Genomic DNA, 18,260 nt, shown 5'->3' with positions numbered 1-18,260 from the left:
GGGACTAATCCCTTGCTGCCCGCGTGCTTTTCTTTGTACGGAACCCTTAATTGATCTCCAACTTAAACCCGTTCTGAATGTAATACAGATCAGGATGGGCAATCTTGCGGGTAACCAGGTTGTTGAATGTGGCGGAACCGTTGTTGGTGTAGGCAAAGATCGCCGCTCCCGGATGCGGTCCCGAGAAGCGCGAGGTGGTTACCCCGTCCAAGCCGGTACCGTCGATCGTAACGTTGTTGAACACGATGTTTTGGAAGCCGCCGGGGTACCCGAACTGGATAGCGTCACGTTGACTGTTGATAATGTCGATGTTGTTAAACGTGACGTTCCGGATAGCGTCCTTCGAAGCTTCCAGATCGATCGCCCCGCGTTCCCCGTTATATAGGTCTTTGCTGGTCCCGCTGTTGATGATCGTGGTATCCGAAAACTCAATGCCGGTGTTGTTTTGGAAATGATAGCCCGGGAACACAGTGTTCATGCGGATGCCGGAACCGCCGACGGCGTCGATGATCAGGTTATGGGTAGCCTTGTGTCCGCTGCCGCCAAAAATGCCGATGCCCCCGGCGCGCCAGTTGTTTTCGATCGTATTGTGCGAGAACGTATTGTTTACACCGGCGGGAGCGCCGTTTACGTCACTCGTCCAGATCGCCAGCGCGTCATCGCCGTTATTGCGCAGGCTGTTGTTGCGTACGGTCGAATGGCTGGTGCCCTGGGCGAAATTGACCCCATCGGCAAGGTTGTTGCGGATGCGGCTGTTTTCGATGACCAGCCCCGTTGCGATCATCGCCGGCGTATGGGCGTAGTCCCCGACCCAAAATCCGCATTCAAAATGCTCCACCCACACGTTGTGGATCTTCGAGTTGGTGCCGAAATTGTCCATGAACCCTTTATAAACGGCTTCTTGGTTGTACCGCGACCGCAAATTCGAGTTCATGTATACATTGCTGAAGTCAAGCTGGCCCGAAATACGGAGCGAGATGCCGCCGGACGCCCGATCGGGATTGGTGAACTGCAGGTTCGTATGCCAGATCCCCGCGCCCATGACCTTGAGATCATCGATCATCTTGCTCGCCGAGCCGATTTCCCACATGCCGCCGAGGTGGAAGGTGCCCTTCGGAATATACAAGGTTTTGCCTTCCGCCACCGCCGCATTTACGGCTGCTTTAAAAGCGTTGAGATCATCCTTGCCATCATTCGCCACAGCGCCGTAATCGGTGACGGAAACCGCATTGGCCGGACGGGCGATAGGATCGGGAACCTGCTCAACTTCGATGAAGTCTACCCCGTATTCAATGTTGTCGTTGCCTTTCTGAATGCGGATCGTATCGCCCGGCTTAAGCGGCATATCCAGCTTCCAGTGCACTTCGTCAAAACGGAAAAGCGGGCGTCCCGCACCGGGCGTATCTCCCGGCTGATCGCTCGAGAAGTATTGCCAGCTGTAGTAGGAGGTTAACGGTACGGCCTTCACCTTGGCGCCATTGACGTAAACGTCAAGCGAGCCGCTTTGCCCCATGCCGTCGGAGGAATCGGGCATCGTGAAGCGCATCGTCACGCCGTCCCCGCTTTGCCCCGGTTTAACCTTCCATTCCAGATAGGAGCCGCTTGAAGGCAGCGCGACGTATTTTTGACCGGAAGCCTCGGACGCGGTAATCGCCTGATCGAAGGTCGGAGCGCTCTTCAGTACGGCGCCGCCGCCGCGGACCGCCTCATCGGTTTCGTAGCGGAAATACGGCATGCTTGCCCCGCGCTGAGCGTATACGGCCAGGCTGGCCGAACTGGTGTTGTTTTCCCGTTTTCCCGCGATTTCATTCTTGTCCGGGGCCACGGTGAGCTGGATCGTGTAGTTTCCGTCCGCTGCCGTCCACGTTCCCGGAATCGCGATATTGGCGTCCGCGCCGGCCGCCAAAATGCCTTGATAAGCTCCATTTAGCGTTTGCAGCGTGGCGCCTGCGGCATTTTTAAGCGTCAGCGTGACTTCATGAGCGCCATCGGCCGTAGCGATAGTGCCTTGATTTTTCAGATTCACGTGAAATGATACCGCATTTCCGGAAGCCGGGGTGCTCGGCGTCCAGGAGACCGTGCCGACCAGGTCGGAGCTGGCGACGGGCGTAATGACGAGCGCCGTTGGATTCGTATACTCGTTGTTCGTCTCATTCAGCTCAATCACCGAATTGCGCGGGTCGGCCTTGGCGCTGACCGAATAAGAAGCGGCGGTTTTCGCGCCGGCAATCAGCGATACCTTCGCCACCGCGCCGGCGTCCAGCGCTTTGACAGGGGAAGTGCCGGCCAGCGTTCCGTTCAGGTAGAAGCCGACATCCGTCGCCGGGGAGGGACCTGTGCCGATATTTTTCACGGTTGCGGTCAAAGCGACGGCATCCGTTTCCCGCGGATTGCTCGGCGTCCAGGACAAATCGGTCACGGTCAAATCCGGATTGGCCGCCGGAACGCCGAAAACCTGAAACTCGGCGACCTGTCCGCCAGGGGCTCCGGAGTTTGCGGTGAAGCGCAGCTGTACGCTGCTCGCCGTTCCGCTGACGGGAATCTTTACGGTGTTTTTCGTAGCCGGGTTAAAGGTGTACTTGGCCTCGGAAACCAGGTTCGTGAAGGTCGCGGAGCCTTGCTCGCGGCCCAGCACCTGGATCGTTTGCGTGCGCGTTCCCCATATGCTCGACGGATTCAGTTTGATCACTACCGAGGAAAGGTTGGCGTTGGCTCCCAAGTCTACGGTTAATGTGCTTGGATGGCCGTTTCCTTCCCAATACGTGTTTATGTTGTCATCATTGGCATTAGCGGCCACATAATTGAAGGTGGCAGAGGAGGCCTCAATCGGTTTGCCGGCCGCCAGATTCGTCCCGTCGCCGGGCTCTTCACCAGGATCGGTGCCGGGATCGGGATTGCCGCCCCCGTTCTCGCTCCCGTATACCTCCACTTCGGAAAATTGCGCCGCCGGCCAGCCGGTATTGGCCGTCACATGGATTCGGACGTAACGGGTGGTCACGGCTGCGAAATCAATCTCCACCGTATTGCCGGCCGCCGGATCAAACGTATACTTGGCGGAATCGACGATAGACGAGAAGCTTGCGCCGTCATCGCTTCCCTGAACCGATAACGTCTGCGTGCGCGGCTCCCAGCCCGCCGGCAGCTTCAAAACAACCCGGTCGATGCTCGTTTTGCTGCCCAGATCGGTTTGAATCCATTGCGGGAACGCATTGTTCGTACTCTCCCAATAGGTGTTCTGATCATTATCGAAAGCATTTGCAGCAACATAAACGTCGTTATGTCCGCTTGCCGCATTGGCTTTTCCCAGTGCCAGATTCGCCCCTTCGGCGGCCTGAACCGCAGATGAACCGAGGGGGAGCAGAGCGGTCCCTACCAACAATGCCACGATACTTAACCATACCCAATATTTTTTCATCAGTAGCCTCCCATTTTCTTAGAATTCAACAATTTCAGACCGTTAAAATATACGATATATTCACTCCTTTTCTATAATTATAAAATAGTAGCACTTAATGTAAGTTATCATAAGCGTTAATTCTACTAAAGGGAAGTAGTTCCTCTACGGAAATGATGTGTAATTTTACGAAAAAACGGTAATTTTTCTAACCGGACGTTCTCGACATTTTTTTGCAAAGAACTCTTGACTATCTAATCTATCGGACTTATTCTAAAACTAGATTGGTAGATTTATGAAAGTTAAATAGTTTAGCGATTGATAAAGGCAAATCCATCGAAAGGTGGAGACGCAAAACTATAGGGGTTAAGGCGGCATGTTCGCTATACCAGCCAGTTACCGATCAAGAGGCCAGCGTTTTTTAAGCGTTGCACTACAGGACCTTCTTATTTCGGTAAGAAGGTCTTTTTTGTTGGATTTTGACGACATTTCATATTGATAAAGGCAAATCCATCGAAAGATGGGGACGCAAAGCTATAGGGGCTACCACGGAAATCCGTAACGCCAGCCAGTTGCCGATATGGAAGCCAAACGCAAATACGCGGTATTTCGTTTCTTCCTGATTCGGTTGAATACGCATCGTATTCGGTGCGCTTTGGGAGGAACACGGGATGAAACGAATCGTTTATTTGGCGTTTGCATTTATTTTTGCTATGAATCTAGCGGCAATTCCGGCTTATGCGGATGATAGCCAAAGTTTGGTGAATGATATCGTCGTGCTCCCCAAGGACGACTTCAACAAAAGCGACGCAGGCAAAATGATAAGCCGGCTCTCCGAAATCCCGGCTTCTCTTCTGGAAGGCTTAAAGGACAACGGCGTCAAAATCAAACTGGTCAACGGCAAAATTACGGATGAACCGGAGCTCGCCCAGTACAAGGGCGTTACTCCAAGAGGCTGGGAGAAGACCGGGCTGACCTGGGACGATGTGCCGGGCGTCAGCATGAACGTGGTGATCGTAAGAATCGGGTACAGCAACAAGGGGAAGGGCCATAACGGACAAAACCTGGAGCTTCATGAAACGTTCCATGCGATTGACCGGATTGTGCTGAATAACATCAGCTCTTCGCTCGAATTTACTGAAATTTGGAAAAAGGAAGCTAACAACGATTACAGCGGTGACGGTTATCTCTCGGCGTATTCGAACGAGTATTTTGCGGAAACGTCAACTTTGTATTTTTACAGCGAGGAAACGAAGAAACAGCTGAAAGAGGATATGCCTTTGACTTATGAGTTTTTGGACAAGCTGTACGCAAACTGGAAATAGTAAACATAAAAGGCCCCCTTCCGGTTGGTTCACCGAAAGGGAGCCTGCTTGCTTTAAGGATAGACGCGGCTAGCTTTTACTTCACTCCAAACCTCGACTCCGGATTCGCTTCTGGAGTATTCATGATGATTGGTGGCTTCAAGAATATCGTAGTAGTACCACATGCTGGAGATATTGTCCGGCCACTGTTTCGTATCCTTATGAATTCCTTCCTTATCGACTTTTCTGTTCAGTACGCTGTTGATGAATTTGGCGGCTTCAGCCCGGGTAATGTATTGGTCCGGTTTGAAGGTTCCGTCCGTGTAGCCTTTGATCCAGCCTTTATTGGCCGCGGAGGCGATATATTTTTCCGCCCAGTGTCCCGTAATGTCCGTGAACGTATCGTTTTGCCGTTCGTCCAGCTTGTCGAAGCGGGAAGCGATCGCCGCAAATTCGGCTCTGGTAATATATTGCCCCGGCTTAAAGGTGCCGTCCGGATATCCCGTAATAATTCCGGCATTCTCCATCGTCGAAATATGTTTATTGGACCAGCGCGTATTTCCAACGTCAGAGAAGGAATTTCCGGTTTTCAGGTAGGCGGAGCGGCTTTCATCATCGAGCAATCGGTAGAAAATCGCCGCGACTTCTTCACGGGTAATATTGTTCAGCGGCTTAACCGTGCCGTCCGGATACCCGTTAATGTAGTCGTAATGATTTTCCGTTTCCAGTTTTGGCGGAACGGCAGGCAGCGGCGGCAACGGCGGAAGCGGATCTACTTCCGGTGTGCTTGGGCTTGGATTCGGGTTTGAACTTCCCGAATTATCCGATCCGCTGGAACCGGATGAATCCGACGATTTTTTAGTGTAGTAGAACGTGTACTCTTGGCCCTCTTGATCACTAAACGTGTAGGAAGCGGTTGCTTTCACCGGATTGTACCCGGATACCGATACGGCCGTCAGCGTTTTCGTCTCTCCCGGTTTGCCGGATACTGTGGTCTGACTCGCCAATTGCCGGTTTGTGCCGTTTTCCAAATACTTGACGGTCAATTGCCGATCCGCCGGTGCGTTTTTCGTGTAATAGAAGACATAAGTCTGATTCGGATCGTCGGTCCAAGTATGCGTGTGGTTTGCAACTTCCGGAGTATATCCTTCTACCTGTTTAGCGGAGAGCTCTATTCCGGCACCAATGCGGCCTTTGTAGATCTCCTGTGCGGCCAACTCGTTACCTGTTTCTCGATCGCGATAAGAGACGGTGACCTGTGCCAGTTCAGCCGGTTCGCCTTTAACGTAGTAGATGGTATATTCCTGTCCAGCTTCTAGTGTAATTTTAATGTCGTATTTGGTTTGTTCCGGGAAATAAACGACATCGGTCACTGAAATTGGTTCAGGATAAAAGACCAAATTCGTTCCGGCGATACCTTTGGAAGCCGTTGGCTCGATAAGCTCTTCATCGGTCTCGCGGTCCACATGGTGGATCGTTACAATACGCTCCTGACCGGTATTGCCTTGGGCATACTTGAATACGAATTGCTGCACCTGATCTTCCGTGAAGGTGTACGGCACTTCATAAGCGTGCGGTTTGTAAACCGCCCCCGTAACGGTGTCTGTGTAATCTTTGGCCGTCAGGGTAATTTTTTCGCCTACTTTGCCCGAACGCTCAGTTGGATTGAGCAAGTCTTTACCTGTCTGTTGATCCACGTATCTGACGGTCAGAGTCCTGCTGTCATCCGGTTCGGTGGCGTTGGCTGTGTAGTAGAAGATATGCGGAGCGTTTTCCACGCCGAGCTTGTAGCTGGAGCTGGACTTCACCGGGGTGTAGCCCGGGATGCCAATCGCTTTGAGCTCGAGCGTTTGCCCGGTCACGCCTTCAACCGTAGTTGGGTCAGCGAGTTTCTTGTTGGTGCCTTGCTCGAGGTACTGTACTTCTACGCTTTGCTTATCGGCGACGTAGTAGAAGGTGTACTCGTTATTGCCCTCGGCTTTAACCACGTACTCGGCAGTTTTGTTTTCCGGAGTGTAGCCCGGAATTTCAGCTGCCGTCAGAGTTACAGTTTCGCCGGTGTGTCCCGTCACAGTGCGAGGTTCGATCAGTTCATTCCCCAATTCCTTCTCCACGAACTTCACTGTAACGGTTTGTTCGCTCGGTGTGTAGTAGAAGATATGCGGAGCATTTTCCACGCCAAGCTTATAGTTGTAAGTTGGCTCCACCGGGGTGTAGCCCGGGATGCCGATCGCTTTGAGCTCGAGCGTTTGCCCGGTCACGCCTTCAACCGTAGTTGGGTCGGCGAGTTTCTTGTTGGTGCCTTGCTCGAGATACTGCACTTCTACGCTCTGCTTATTAGCGACGTAGTAGAAGGTGTACTCGTTATTGCCCTCGGCTTTGATCGTGTACTCGGCAGTTTTGTTTTCCGGAGTGTAGCCCGGAATTTCGACAGCCGTTAGAGTTACTTTTTGCCCAGCGACACCTTTTACCGTAATTGATTGAGCGAGTTCCTTTTCTGTTCCCTGCTCCAAATAATGAACGGTAACTGTCCGTTCAACCGCTTCCTCATAACCAAACCAAACTGTCGGTGTCGGATTGGTAGCGGTAAGCCGGATGCTAACAGGATTTTCTCCTACCTTCAACTGATACCCGGCAATGTTTTTGGCCGATACGGAATATTCCGCAGCCCCGATCGGCAAAGCCTCATTCCCGTTTTGATCCTTGTAGTACTCGCTATAAAGCGATTCCGCGAATTCCGGCCCTTCCACTTCAACGCCTTCGGCATTGACAGGCTTGCCGCTCGCATTGACTTTATAGCCCTTCATGAGGATGGAACCGTTGCCGATGCTTACTTTCGGCACCTCAAAATCCTTCGAAACTTTCTCGCCCGTAACATTCGTATATTCGATTGTCGTTTTGCCGTTCGTAGGATAGAGGACATTAGAAACGGGGTTTTTGGATTGGTCCAAGACCACTTTGTAAGTTAATGTAGCAGGTTCACCTTCGGCGATATTGCCGACGTCCCAAGTAAATGTCTCGGTTGCGGCGTTCCAAGTTACCGTACCTTGCGATGCGGAATAATCCTGAGGACTGACTTGTTCGCCTTGTTTCTTGAGATTGAACATGTCTCCCATCGGATCAACGACTTTGGCATTTTGAGCCGCATAGGAAATCTTTCCGGCCATTTCGCGGAAAATCGTGTTCAATTCATCGCTGTTGGCAGGGAAGTAGCCTTCGCTTTGAATGTCTTTTAACACATTTATCGCGTTGCTGTTGTTTGAAACTTCCAAGCCTACCGAAAAGATCTTGAGCCCTGCATCTTTGGCGATTTTTGCTTCGGAAATGGTACCGATGCCGTTATCCTTGACTTGATAATTGTTAATGTTGTAGGTGTCGTTTTTACAGTTAAAACCAAAGATATTACAATCATAGTTTTTAAAAGTAAAATCTGCACCTGTCCCAAGGGTTTTTCCGTAATCAAAACTCGTAATCGAAAAGTTGTTGCTGCTGTTAGGCCAGTTGAATCCTTCAGCATGTGTTCCCTTGAAGCTGAATGTCGGTTCACCGTCGCTTAACAACACGATTATTTTGTTTTGCGCGATACTGTTCGCCAACAGGTCACTAGCTTTCTTCAAGCCCGCCTGGATATTCGTTCCGCCGGTCGGTTCAATACCTTCTATGGCATTTTTCAAAGCGTTCTTATTGCCAGCACCTTTAAAACCTGAGACAAGGGTAGAGGATTTATTAAATGAGACCACAGCGATTTGGGTGGAAGAGTTTGGTAACAGCAAATTATCCACAAATTTCTTTGCGGCATCTTTAGCGTTATCCATCTTCGATGGTGTAAACCATCCGCTTCGCTGGTCCATGCTCCCCGACTTATCGATGACCAGCACGATGTCCGAGCTTGTCCGGACGTTTTTTCCCTCAGCCTTGAGCGTAATTTCCCATTCGCCAGGGCTCCCTGTAGGTTGGGCGGTTTTGCTCAATTGAATGGCTCCGGGATTCGGCCAGACGGGGTCCCCCAAACTTGCGCCGAAGACGGACAGGGGGCTGGCAAAAAGCGAAAACATGCAAATCCAGGACAATATTATTTTTAACCCGCGTTTCATTGGTTCCTCCTCATTTTTTCATAGAATTCCTCCCTTTCAGGCACTAATTTTCTACCCTCCTTGCTTTGGGTATATTATATATCTCACGGAAAAATCCGTTGAGAACGAGGTGAAAATAAAAAAGGCTGCATAAACAATAGTATTCATTGTTATGCAGCCGGACGGTCATTAATTCGCTTGTCGAATTGTTAGACTCCAAGGCTTTGCGACCTAATCTTTCGATTAGTGTGCCGAATATTCGATTATAGTTAAAAAGACCTGCTCGTAGTAAAATATTACTAATATCCTATCAAACAATTTCAATATATTTCAAAAAAAAGCACTTGTCAACAATGTAATAGATAAAATAATCACAGTATAGACAATCCAATCTTCTAAAAAATGGGAAATATTCACAAAGAAAGGGCATACTTTTTTTGGGATATTATCGTAAAAAGACAAACGGTGTTCCTCTTTTTTCAATGGTTAAATAATTTCAAACATTAAATAGCAGAAATGACACAGAACTAGTGTAGCATTGTTATACAATAAAAGAAGCGCATGAAATTTTGGTTAAAGGAGCTCAAATGTATTGAACAAAAAGGCACTCCAGTTTGTAATAGGTATCATGATTTGTTCGGCGATTCTATCGGCTTGCGGGAATATAACAAGCGCGCCTGCTTCCACGGAAAAAACAAAAACAGAAGTTACTCAAACGAAAAATGAAACCAGCCCTGCAACTGATAATAGTAAGGGATCTCAAAAAACAATCAGTCTCGATGTCGATGGCGAGATTTATAAGGTGGCAGTAAAAGACGAAAATGCGGAGAAATATACCTTTGCCGTTAAAACACCCAAAGGAATGGTCTGGATTCCTGCGCCTACGCTAGAGCAGCGTCCTGATACGGAAAGTTATCCAGAGTACTATCCTACCGAGCCTTTTAGTATATATCTAAGTAATGCAAAAGATAATACGCTGGATATCAACACATCGACGAAACTTCTAACCCTCCCCCTCAAAGATGGCGAAGCCGATGTCGAAGTTGATGACTTATTTGCCGTAAACGATACGATTTTATATCATACCGTTTCCGATTTTCGTGGTGGCGCTCAGCCTCTAAGACAACAATTATGGGCAATGAATGTTAATGATCCAAGCAGCAACAAGGTCATCGAAGAATTTCATGCCTCTGGAGGCAGATTTTATCATTATACAATAGATAATTCGGAAGGTTTGTACGTGGGCGTTTACACTACGCCAGGCAATCCGGATGGGAGTTACACCAATGAAGCATTTGTCTATAACACCAAAACCGGTCAGAAAGAGATACTTAGGGATTTCGAATTCGATAGCGGGGAAATTCAATTTACTTATGAAGGAAAAAAACATTTATACGAACTGACAATAAAGTAAAAATAGAAAGTGCGTCGTGAATATTCACGACGCACTTTCTAATGAACATATCGATTCGCCATTAAACATTATAACGTTTATCCAAAAGAGGCGAGTAAAGTGAAAGAAAGATTCGTTCTCCGCCATCTTAAACGGGGGACCGGAGAAAAGATCGACGTCGTGGACGGAAAAATAGAATGGGGTGGGAGACGGTTTCGCCAGCGGGATCATCCACGGCGAGCTGGAGGGCTTCGCCAGCAGGATCATCCACGAGGGCTTCGCCCCTGTGCAAACCGTCCGGTTTGCGGCCGCAGCGGGGATACTGGCGCATACCGTGCCGGGCGACACCCCAATGGCGGCGGAGGCGGAAATCCACCGGGGGATGGAGCAATCCTCCCCGGGGATGTGGAAAGGTAGGTAAACAGGGTCGTGAGTTTGCCTGTAAAGATAGACCGTTATATTTGCAAATTAAAAACATCATCAAGGAGCGGATTCTCCACGGCGTTTACCCGCTGGGGACGAAATCCCCTCCGAGCAGCAGCTTGAGCAGGAGTTTGCAGTAAGCAAGATTACTGTCCGCGGGGCGATTCAGGAGCTCGTTCAGGAGTTTTACGATGCATAAGAAACGCCTGCGCGCCAGTGTACGGCGTTCACTTATTCCAATAAAGGCTGTCCTGGCAGGGGTTCCAATCCGCTTCTGGAGAGCCGGGGGACATTACTTTTGTCGGCTCGCGCTTTTTTGCTGGCACCGTGCGAACGGAGGGGACCAAATGCAAAAATGCATTTGATTTTTCCGCAAACCGCCATTTTCGAGCAAGCGAAATGCAAAAATGCATTTGATTTACAGCCGTTCGATAAAAAAGTCTCTTTTGACCGGATATGAACTGCACATTTGCATTTGAACCCCCCGTTTCGAGGAGTTTCGACGAAAATCGCCTGCACTTTTGCAGTTCGTAGCAGTTCGTAGCAGGTTCGCAGCAGTTCGCAGCAGTTCGCAGCAGTTCGCATACCGCTCTAGTCTCTTCTTTATCCCCGTCTATCCCCCATACCCAACGTAAGAGAACAACTTTTCTTCGGCTTATCCTGCGCCCCCACTTGATGGTTTAGCGGACAAATCCGTCGCTACGGTTTAGTGGACTACTCCGATTCTGCGTTTTACCGCACACTTCCGCTGCTCAACGCTCGGAACGCTCATCGCGCTTTTACTTTTCCGGTGCTCAACGCCCGTCCCGTTTTTGCTTTTCCGCGTCCCGGTAGGCGCTGGGCGATTGGCCGGTCACTTTTTTGAACAGCATGGAAAAATACTTGTCATTCCCATACCCGACGCGGGAAGCGATTTCATGGATTGGCGCGTCGCTATCCGACAGCAGGCGTTTGGCCTCTTCGATGCGACGGGTGATCAGGTAGTTGACGGGCGAATCGCCCAGTTCCTTTTTGAACAGGTGGGATAAATAATGCTGGCTGACGTACAGCGTGTCGGCGATTTCTTTTAACGTGATGCTGCGGGTGTAGTTTTTATCGATAAATTGCTTGGTCCGGACCGTGATTTCGTTTTTGTCCTTGAGCGGGTCAAACGGATGTTTGACGTCGACGATCCGGTACAGGAGCGTAATGAGCGACATCAACAGGTTGTTGCTGAGCGTTTCGTAGCCCAGTACCTGTGAATCGCACTCCTGCAGCATTTCGGACAGGCAGCTTTCCACTTTGTAGGCGTATTTTTCGCATGGAATGACCGGTTCCACGTACGCGGGAAGCAGCTGCCCTTGCGGGACGCCTTCGATATGCACGTTATTCAAGCCGCAGTAAATCAATTTGAACGGTTCCGGGCTCAGCGAGCGTTCCTCGTGCGGTACGCCGGCGTTGTATACGGCCACGTCCCCGGGGCGAACCTCGTACGTTTTGCCCGCGATCCGGAATTCTCCGGCACCTTCCACAATATAAATAATTTCGCAAAAATCATGGATCTGCGGCGGGGCGTAAAATCGGCGCTCATCGACGACTTGGCCGGCGAACAGCAGCTCGGGCGTTTTTTTGAAGCGAAAACGGTCGCTTTTGCGATGCGGAATTTCGATTTTCGGCACGCTAGGGTTCCTCCCCCACGATCGGATGGATACGCCTATTATATCCCAAGCGGGTGAGGTTGGAAAAAAAAGCTGGACCGTAGGCTTCACATTTCAACAAGCCGATATGATCGGGAGGCGGTTTAAGGTTTTCGCGGTCTGCCTGGCCGGGCGTTCTGATTGGAAATCTCCAATGGAATCAGAAATGAAGTGGGGATGCAGCAGTTTGATTGGATTTTTCCAATAGATGAATCCCAGCATGGCGCAATACAGACGATTAGAGCGGAATCTATTGGATATTTCCAATGAGAGGTCAAAAAGTCGTTGGATATCTGGCAATCTATTGGATTTTTCCAATGAAGGATGGGGTAGCGACGGGCTGAGAGGATCACTAGTGTACGGAACGCGAAATTCTCGCTTGTGGCAGGCCGCATATTTTCAATGGATGCGCTATTTGGAAGCTATGCCGGGGCGGATGAACGGGGCTTGCGGGAGAGGTTCACTTTTTTGCGGTTTTGTGCTGCGAATAAGGCAATATAGTAGGTTCACGAAGCCGGTTAGCTCATTTTAAAATGAGACCATATTCCAAGGCCAAGGAGGCAGGACAGGTATGGTTGAAAACGATTACAGATGGAGAAACGGATTTCCGAAAATCGGCATTCGCCCAACGATTGACGGCAGACGGCGAGGAGTCCGCGAATCGCTTGAGGAACAGACGATGAACCTGGCCAAGGCGGTTGCGCGCCTGCTCAGCGCCGAGCTGCGTTATCCGAACGGCCGGCCGGTGGAATGCGTCATTGCCGACACATGTATCGGCGGGGTAGCGGAAGCGGCGGCCGCGGCAAAAAAATTCAAGCAAGCCGAAGTCGGCCTGTCAATCACGGTGACCCCTTGCTGGTGTTATGGCACGGAAACGATGGATACCGACCCGCTGATTCCGAAAGCGGTGTGGGGCTTTAACGGCACCGGGCGGCCGGGGGCGGTCTATCTGGCGGCGGTCTTGTCCGCGCACGCGCAAAAAGGGCTGCCGGCGTTCGGCATTTACGGGGAAGACGTGCAGGACGAAGGCGACGACCGGATTCCGGACGATGTGCAGGAGAAGCTGCTGCGTTTTGCCCGCAGCGGGTTGGCGGCGGCGATGATGCGTGATCAGGCCTATCTCTCGATGGGATCGGTATCGATGGGCATCGCGGGTTCGATGGTGAACGACTCCTTTTTCCAGGAATATCTGGGCATGCGGAACGAATACGTTGACATGAGCGAATTTACGCGCCGGATCGAAGAGGAGATTTTTGACCCCGAGGAATACAAGCGGGCGCTGGACTGGGTGAAAAACAACTGCCAGGAAGGGCCGGACAACAACCCGGAGCATCTGCAAACGTCCCGCGAGCGCAAGGATCGGGAATGGGAAACGGTCGTCAAAATGACGCTGATCGCGCGCGATCTGATGATCGGCAATCCGCGCCTGGCCGAGCTGGGCTTTGAGGAGGAAGCGCAGGGTCATCATGCGATCGCCTCCGGATTCCAGGGGCAGCGCCAGTGGACGGATCATTTTCCGAACGGGGATTTTATGGAGACGCTGCTGAATTCGTCGTTTGATTGGAACGGAACGCGTTCTCCTTATGTAGTGGCCACGGAAAACGACAGCTTAAACGGCGTCGGCATGCTGTTCGGGTACCTGCTGACCAATACGGCGCAGATTTTTGCCGACGTGCGCACGTACTGGAGCCCTTCCTCCGTGGAACGGGTGACCGGCTATAAGCTGGAAGGCCGCGCGGCGGGCGGCATTTTGCATTTGATCAATTCGGGCTCGGCGGCGCTGGACGGCACCGGCGAACAGACGAAAAACGGCGCGCCCGCGATCAAACCGTACTGGGAAATCAGCGCGGAAGAAGTCGAACGCATGCTCAAAGCAACGCAGTGGCGCCCGGCTTCGGTGGAATATTTTCGCGGCGGCGGGTTCTCGACCGATTATTTAACCCGCGGCGGCATGCCGATGACGATGGCGCGGCTCAATCTGGTGAAGGGGCTCGGCCCGGTGCTGCAAATCGCCGAAGGTTACTCGGTCGATCTGCCGGAACACGTGCACGATACGCTGGATCAGCGGACCGACCCGACCTGGCCGTCGACCTGGTTCGCCCCGATCCTGACCGGCAGCGGCGCGTTCACCAGCGTTTACGACGTCATGGACCATTGGGGCGCCAATCACGGCGTGATCAGCTACGGGCACATCGGCGCCGACTTGATCACACTGGCGTCGATCCTGCGCATCCCGGTCAGCATGCACAACGTGCCGAAGGAGAAAATCTTCCGCCCGCGCGCCTGGGGCCTGTTCGGCACCGAAGACGCGGAAAGCGCCGATTTCCGCGCCTGCACGGCGTTCGGACCGCTATACAAGTAGCTCCGAGAATAAGTCTGAGGCTCTGTTGTCCGTCGCTTACCCTGGTGCTCGCGCAACGGGTAGCGCACTCCCAAAGGATCCCCAGCCGCAAGATAAAGGCAGGGCGCCAAGCTTCAGTATCTCGCTTGGCGGAAACCCGGTTTCCGCTGAGGAACCGGGGCCCAATGCTTTCGCACAAGTCAAAGAAGGATTCGGAGTTGACAGTCTCCCTCTTTTGCGGGAGCTGGGGTGAAAACCGCTGTGGATGTCCTCAATGGGCGGGAGGGGCCAATACTGTATTCTTACAGAGGACAAAATGCAAAACTGTCTTTTCAGAAGAGGACATAAGGTATATAGGGAATGGTAAGGCAGAAGTGTCCATATTTGGTGAGCAGGGACAGACTTGTTTCTATATATAGTAGACAGATTGGTTTGAGGACATTACTTTTCTGATTTCAAAGTGTCCACCTTATGAAAGACATTTTCGCCAAAAGTACACACCAAAAGGACGAAAAGCCAACTCGACCGATAAAATCAACATATTAAGCCCAAAAGGAGAATTGCAAAAATGGATCAGGATAACGCCGGAGAAATCCGGCAGGAACTTTGCAAATACGCCCGCAAAATCGTGGAAAACGGGCTGGTCGTAGGGCCGGGGGGCAATATCAGCGCCCGGGCGGGAGATAAAATGTACTTGTCGCCGAGCGGTTTCGCCCTTGAGGAGATCGAGCCGGAGCAGTGGATCGAAGTGGACATTCCGACGGGGCAGGTGACGGATATCGGGCTGCGCCCGTCATCGGAAGTGCTTATGCATTTGTACGGATACCGGCAAAAGCCCGATATCGGCGCCATGGTGCACACTCACCCGCCGAATTGCATCGCTTTTACGCTGATCGAGCGGGAGCTGCCGATCATGTTTCCGGATCAAGCCGCACTGGTCGGACGGACGGCGTATATTCCGTACCTGATTCCGACGACCGACCTGCTTGCTGACGCCGTGGCGGCCAAAGTTGGCGAGGCAAGCTCGATTTTGCTGGGCAACCATGGGCTTGTAACGACCGGCCGGAATCTTCGCGAGGCGTACTATCGGACCCAGGTCGTCGAGGAGAGCGCGAAGATTTATTTAAGCGCCCGGGCGGCGGGAACGCCGGTGCCGCTCACCGATCGGGAAGTGGCGGATATCGCCGCGCTGGAGAGCGAGGATTACCGGATTCAGCTGCTGCAAAAAATGAAATAACGGAAGGTGCGTTAAGCATGTCCATGTCTATGAACGTGAGCGAACGGCGACTTCCATTTCCTTGCGTTTTGGCGTTTGATTTGGGAGCGGGCAGCGGCCGCGCCATTATAGGCGAGTTTGTTGCGGAGGGCGCACAAGGCCAAGGCAAGCTCAAAATTACGGAAGTCCACCGTTTTCCGAACGTTCCGGTCCAAATCGGCAGCCATTTGCATTGGGATACGCCGAGGCTGCTGCAGGAAATCAAAAACGGGATTCGCAAAGCTTTTCAGGCCGGCTTCCAACCGGAAAGCTGCGGCATCGATACCTGGGGCGTCGATTTCGGACTCCTTGACCAAAACGGCGAGCTGCTGGGCATCCCGTACCATTACCGGGACCGGCAGACCGAAGGATTGGTGGAGGAAGTATCCGCCCTGGCCGGTCCGGAGCGGCTGTTTCGCGAGAGCGGGCTGCAGTTTATGCCCTTTAATACGATATATCAGCTTTACGCGATGAAGAAAGCCGCTTCCCCCAAGCTGGACAACGCTGCAACTCTGCTGCTCACGCCTGATTTGCTGAACTATTTTCTCACCGGAAAACAGTCCTGCGAATTTTCGATGGCGACCACTACGGGGCTCTATGACCCGGGACGGGGCGCTTGGAACCGGAAGCTGATGGAGGAGCTTGGTTTGCCTGGGGACATTTTTCCGGAACCGGTGCCGCCGGGGACGGTGATCGGCGAGCTTACGGCCGAGGTTTGCGCTGAGCTGGGCGTGCCGCCGATCCAAGTGGTCGCCGTCGCTTCGCACGATACGGAATCGGCCGCGGCGGCCGTGCCGGCAGCGTCCTCGTCCTTCGCGTACCTGGTCAGCGGCACTTGGTCGCTGCTCGGCACGCAGATGCCTGGGCCATTGCTCACGCCCGCGGTGTTCGAGCAGCAATTTTCCAATGAAGGCGGCGTGGACGGAAGCTTCCATTTGCTGAAAAACATCATGGGGCTGTGGATTTTCCAGGAATGCAAGCGCAAATGGGAGCAGGGAAGCGGCGACAGCTTCACGTTTGCCGAACTCGTCAGGCTGGCGGAGGAGGCCAAGCCGCTGCGCTCCTTGATCGATCCGGACGACCTGCGCTTCATGAATCCGGCGGACATGCCGGAGGAAATCCGCGGCTACTGCCGGGAGACCGGGCAGCCGGAGCCGGATTCGGTCGGCGGCACGGTCCGCTGCATCCTGGAAAGCCTGGCGCTGCGCTACCGGCAGGTGCTGGAGCAGGCCGAGGCGCTGACCGGCTCGCGTTTTGCCGGCCTGCATATGGTCGGCGGCGGCGTTCAGAACGAGCTGCTGTGCGGCTTTACGGCCGACGCCATCGGACGCCCGGTCTGGGCCGGACCGGTGGAGGCGAGCGCGATCGGCAATCTGCTTGTACAGTTCAGAGCCGCCGGCCGGATCAAAGATATGCGGGAGGGGCGGGAACTGGTGAAGTCGTCGTTCCCGCTCCGAGCTTTCGAGCCGGGCAGCCCGGAGCGCCGGGCGGAATGGGCGAGAGCCTATGAGCGGTATCTGCGGCTTGCCGCTTCCCCGACCGGCGGCCGTTCCCGTTCCGGCAGCTAGGTGGGCGGTTCGTTTACTCGCTATAAGAAATTTGGGAGGCCGGTGTATGCTAAAAGGAATTTCCGGCTTGATCACGCCGGATTTGATCAAAATTTTGATGGAGATGGGACATTCGGACGAAATCGTCATCGCCGACGGCAATTTTCCGGCGGCCAGCCATGCCCGGCGTTTGGTGCGCTGCGACGGACACGGGATTCCCGAACTGCTGGAGGCGATCCTGCCGCTGTTTCCCCTCGATGTTTATGTCGACCGGCCCGTGTCCTTAATGGCGGTGACACCGGGGGACGCGGTGGAAACGCCGATCTGGAACAAATACCGGGAAATTGTAAGCCGGTACCATCCGGTGGACGACAATGACCCTTTCGAGGAGGTGGAGCGGTTCGCTTTTTACGAAAGGGCCAAACAGGCTTACGCTATCGTATCCACCGGGGAAAAAGCGCTGTATGCCAACGTGATTTTAAAAAAGGGCGTCGTCATTCAGGCCCCGTAGAGGCTGCTCTAGCAAGATAGCTGATTCCCGCAATCCCGGGGTCAACGCAATGTTCTAATTGGAAATACCCAATAGAATTGAAAAAATACCGGCAAATCCCCACGGCTATATTCAACCGTTAGAATATTGGTGAGCCCAGAAAATGTATCTTGCCAGATTTAAATGCAACGCCAGTGCTAGAATCGGCTTGGCACGGTGAAAAACGGGCGCTTTGAGCGAAATCTATTGGATATTTTTCAATTAGAGATCAAAATTGCCTCCGATTTTCGTCAATCTATTGGATTTTTTCCAATCAGGCGGTAGGGCAACTGAACTTTGTTACGGTTATCGGCAGGCCGATTCG

At 52.4% G+C, this 18,260-nt stretch carries 10 protein-coding genes, 1 pseudogene and 3 riboswitches; of the genes and pseudogenes, 8 read left to right on the top strand and 3 right to left on the bottom strand.

Annotated elements, in window-relative coordinates:
- Positions 1–46: 46 nt before the first annotated feature.
- Positions 47–3,415 carry a discoidin domain-containing protein gene (locus tag NYE69_RS25760; RefSeq protein WP_340928531.1) on the bottom strand — a complete coding sequence of 1,123 codons (3,369 nt, stop codon included), beginning with the start codon at positions 3,413–3,415 and terminating at the stop codon, positions 47–49.
- Between the two features lie 295 nt (positions 3,416–3,710).
- Positions 3,711–3,798: riboswitch (cyclic di-GMP riboswitch) on the top strand.
- A gap of 89 nt (positions 3,799–3,887) precedes the next feature.
- Positions 3,888–3,974: riboswitch (cyclic di-GMP riboswitch) on the top strand.
- Between the two features lie 91 nt (positions 3,975–4,065).
- Here NYE69_RS25760 and NYE69_RS25755 point away from each other — a divergent pair.
- Positions 4,066–4,719 carry an anthrax toxin lethal factor-related metalloendopeptidase gene (locus NYE69_RS25755; protein ID WP_340928530.1) on the top strand — a complete coding sequence of 218 codons (654 nt, stop codon included), beginning with the start codon at positions 4,066–4,068 and terminating at the stop codon, positions 4,717–4,719.
- Between the two features lie 53 nt (positions 4,720–4,772).
- Here NYE69_RS25755 and NYE69_RS25750 read toward each other — a convergent pair whose 3' ends face one another.
- Complete coding sequence (locus NYE69_RS25750; protein ID WP_340928529.1) at positions 4,773–8,792, bottom strand: S-layer homology domain-containing protein; 4,020 nt, start codon at positions 8,790–8,792, stop codon at positions 4,773–4,775.
- Between the two features lie 149 nt (positions 8,793–8,941).
- Positions 8,942–9,034: riboswitch (cyclic di-GMP riboswitch) on the bottom strand.
- 329 nt (positions 9,035–9,363) lie between these two features.
- On the opposite strand from NYE69_RS25750, the gene NYE69_RS25745 reads away from it, so the two are divergent.
- From NYE69_RS25745 to NYE69_RS25735, 3 genes and pseudogenes are all read left to right on the top strand, one after another.
- Positions 9,364–10,185 (top strand): hypothetical protein, encoded by an 822-nt coding sequence (locus tag NYE69_RS25745; protein ID WP_340928528.1) that lies wholly within the window; start codon positions 9,364–9,366, stop codon positions 10,183–10,185.
- A 181-nt stretch (positions 10,186–10,366) separates the two neighbouring features.
- The gene (locus NYE69_RS25740; RefSeq protein WP_340928526.1) at positions 10,367–10,585 is read left to right on the top strand and encodes a hypothetical protein; all 219 of its coding nucleotides are present in this window, start codon (positions 10,367–10,369) and stop codon (positions 10,583–10,585) included.
- Positions 10,586–10,625: 40 nt separating this feature from the next.
- Positions 10,626–10,777, top strand: a pseudogene (locus NYE69_RS25735) (GntR family transcriptional regulator); the annotation flags it as partial.
- Between the two features lie 604 nt (positions 10,778–11,381).
- Here NYE69_RS25735 and NYE69_RS25730 read toward each other — a convergent pair.
- Positions 11,382–12,245 carry an AraC family transcriptional regulator gene (locus NYE69_RS25730; RefSeq protein WP_340928523.1) on the bottom strand — a complete coding sequence of 288 codons (864 nt, stop codon included), beginning with the start codon at positions 12,243–12,245 and terminating at the stop codon, positions 11,382–11,384.
- A gap of 589 nt (positions 12,246–12,834) precedes the next feature.
- Between NYE69_RS25730 and NYE69_RS25725 the strand changes: the two genes are divergently transcribed.
- The 4 genes from NYE69_RS25725 (at position 12,835) to fucU (ending at position 17,917) form a co-directional block, all read left to right on the top strand.
- Positions 12,835–14,625 (top strand): L-fucose isomerase, encoded by a 1,791-nt coding sequence (locus NYE69_RS25725; protein WP_340928522.1) that lies wholly within the window; start codon positions 12,835–12,837, stop codon positions 14,623–14,625.
- Positions 14,626–15,172: 547 nt separating this feature from the next.
- A complete protein-coding gene (locus NYE69_RS25720) occupies positions 15,173–15,841 on the top strand; it encodes a class II aldolase/adducin family protein (protein ID WP_326044373.1) in 669 nt (222 codons plus the stop codon).
- A 17-nt stretch (positions 15,842–15,858) separates the two neighbouring features.
- Positions 15,859–17,427 carry a rhamnulokinase gene (locus tag NYE69_RS25715; RefSeq protein WP_340928520.1) on the top strand — a complete coding sequence of 523 codons (1,569 nt, stop codon included), beginning with the start codon at positions 15,859–15,861 and terminating at the stop codon, positions 17,425–17,427.
- 46 nt (positions 17,428–17,473) lie between these two features.
- Positions 17,474–17,917 (top strand): L-fucose mutarotase, encoded by a 444-nt coding sequence (gene fucU / locus NYE69_RS25710; protein ID WP_340928518.1) that lies wholly within the window; start codon positions 17,474–17,476, stop codon positions 17,915–17,917.
- Positions 17,918–18,260: the final 343 nt, after the last annotated feature.

The organism is Paenibacillus sp. FSL R5-0527 (assembly GCF_038008055.1).
Lineage (GTDB): Bacteria > Bacillota > Bacilli > Paenibacillales > Paenibacillaceae > Fontibacillus > Fontibacillus macerans.
The sequence above is the reverse complement of the archived record's forward strand: the minus strand, read 5'-3'. Positions and strand labels throughout refer to the sequence as shown.